Here is a 2,217-nt window from a genome sequence, read left to right on the forward strand (position 1 = left end):
CTCTAAAATAACACTTTTTACCACAATGCCCGCTATTTGCTGTTAAACAATGTTGGCAATAGTTATTTTTAGACTAAAGTTTGTTTAAAAATTAAACTGTCAGCTTTCTTTTAATCAACAATTTCACAAAAATTAAGGTCAGTAGAGTAGAAGCGATCCCTATAAATAGAGAATAATATGTACTGTATGGCTCTAATATTTGAATTTTCGAGCTGTCTATGAAAATTAAGTGACCATAAGGTTGTGCTTCATAAAAAATTGTAGTTATAAAATTCCAGCCCAAATGAAACCCTAAAGGCATCATTATGGACTTAGTCTTAGCAAATGTATAACCCCAAACATATCCAGTAAAACCAGTTGTTATGAGCACATAAACTAAAAGTATAATATTTCCAGAACCAATTATTCCATAAGATATCCAATGATATATGCCAAAGGCAATTGATGAAATAATTAGGGCCTTTTGCATTCCAATTCTCTTAATCAAAATGTAGAGTAATGCACCACGAAATATCAAATCTTCTGTTAAAGCTGATTTTAAATGATACCAAAATGATTGAAAAAGTGAAATATAATTAAAGGAAGGATTACTTATCCAAGTGATTGAATTAACTCTTGTGTCAAGATAAATAAATAACAGTTTAAGGGAAAAAATAAACACTATTCCAATAGCGAATTGCCATATTTTAGTTAAGGGGTAAAATCCTAATATGTGCAGATTTTCTTTTTTCTATATAATGAAGTAATAACCAAGACACTCCAAGAATAACTATAATTCCAAACATTTTAAATATTCTTAAAATTTGAACTTGTTATTATAGTTATTCTATTATGTTTCCAAAGCAGTGCTAAGACAAAGCTTAATATTGAAACGATTACGAAATAATATAGGCAAAATTCAAAGTCAGTCTCTGGGAAGGTGTTAGATTGGAAAATAAAAGCCGTAGAAATCAGAAGAGTTGCAATAATCATGAAGATTGAAATTGTGACTTCCCTAAATAAAGATTTTTCATTTTTCTCAACATCACTCTTATCGTTACAGTCTAAAAAATCAAGTGAAAAATCCAGGCATTTTGAGAGTGATTTTAAAGTATGCATCCTTGGATTGACTTCTCCTTTTTCAATTCTTTGAATAGAACGTAAACTTATATTGGAAATATCCGCTAATTCTTGTTGAGTAAATTTTAAATCATTCCTTTTTTCTTTTACAATTGTAGCTATCATATTCTGTTTCTCTTTGTTCATTGTAAAAGTATATTTTTGTTTGAAATCATCTAATGTCATTCATACGACATTCTTGCGTCATTAAATAATTATTGCCAACGGTCTTGGTTAAGGCAAGTGGCGTGGAGTAGGGACGCGTCTTTGTCGGCTTTGTTGATTTTTTATTAGGTAACTAAAATACACTTTTTCGACTAAGCCCGCTATTTGCGCTTAACCGATGTTGCCTGCAGATTTCTACAAGTTAAAATTTTTCTTCGATCTTATTATTTCCGTGTAATTCTATTAAATAATTAAATGCTTTAATAATTCTTGGACGAAGTTTTTCATTATCAATTGCTTTATCCATTATTATTGCAATATCCTTATACTTGCCAATTAAATTCCCATCGCCTTCACCATTGAATAGCAATATTGATTCTTGTTCATTTTTCATACTTATTATAGCCCAATAATTATTTGTTTTTTCTTCAAATCTTATACTATTAATTTTTAAAATCGGTATCCCAAAAATTGCTTTGAAAGCTGCCAAAGGATTATCAGTATTTTGTTGTTTTACTCCACTTAAATATAATTCGTTATCAAATTCTCTAATATCATTTATTAAGAAAACTTGTTCCACTTCATGAGTATTATATTTAAATTCTACAAACTTACTATTCAGCCATTCAATAGTTTCTAAAGTTTCCTTTTCAGTATCAATATTTTGTGCTATTAGATTTTCTTGTAGAATAATAAAAAATAATATTAATAAGACTTTTTTCATAAATATAAGTTGAGATTAATCATTTAAATTAATAATTTTTATAACAAATGTTTCTTAGAATTTTGCTGGCAACGGTCTTGGTTAAGGCAAGTAGCGTGGAGTAGTGACACGTTCTTGTCGGCTTTGTTGGTTTTTACTTGGTGACTATAATAGTACTTTTCATCTAACTGCCCGCTATTTGCGCTTAACCGATGTTGTGGTGCGTTTTTTATTCTAATTTCTTTCTATTC

3 protein-coding genes are annotated in these 2,217 nt (G+C 29.1%); all 3 read right to left on the minus strand.

Annotation, left to right across the window (positions count from 1 at the left end):
- Nucleotides 1-91: 91 nt before the first annotated feature.
- The 3 genes from ON07_RS15725 to ON07_RS13865 all read right to left on the minus strand — a co-directional run bounded on the left by ON07_RS15725 (nt 92) and on the right by ON07_RS13865 (nt 1,987).
- Nucleotides 92-661 (minus strand): CPBP family intramembrane glutamic endopeptidase, encoded by a 570-nt coding sequence (locus tag ON07_RS15725; protein ID WP_010232712.1) that lies wholly within the window; start codon nt 659-661, stop codon nt 92-94.
- Nucleotides 662-786: 125 nt separating this feature from the next.
- Nucleotides 787-1,284, minus strand: coding sequence for a helix-turn-helix domain-containing protein (locus tag ON07_RS16095; protein WP_010232714.1), 498 nt, complete (start codon nt 1,282-1,284; stop codon nt 787-789).
- Between the two features lie 181 nt (nt 1,285-1,465).
- A complete protein-coding gene (locus ON07_RS13865) occupies nt 1,466-1,987 on the minus strand; it encodes a hypothetical protein (protein WP_010232716.1) in 522 nt (173 codons plus the stop codon).
- Between the last annotated feature and the right edge of the window lie 230 nt (nt 1,988-2,217).

Origin of the sequence: Gillisia marina (assembly GCF_000258765.1) — a bacterium.
Classification (GTDB): domain Bacteria; phylum Bacteroidota; class Bacteroidia; order Flavobacteriales; family Flavobacteriaceae; genus Gillisia; species Gillisia marina.

Coding starts and splice junctions, on each gene's coding strand:
- ON07_RS16095 (WP_010232714.1), bottom strand. CDS start 1,284: ATGACATTAGATGATTTCAAACAAAAATATACTTTTACAATGAACAAA.
- ON07_RS13865 (WP_010232716.1), bottom strand. CDS start 1,987: ATGAAAAAAGTCTTATTAATATTATTTTTTATTATTCTACAAGAAAAT.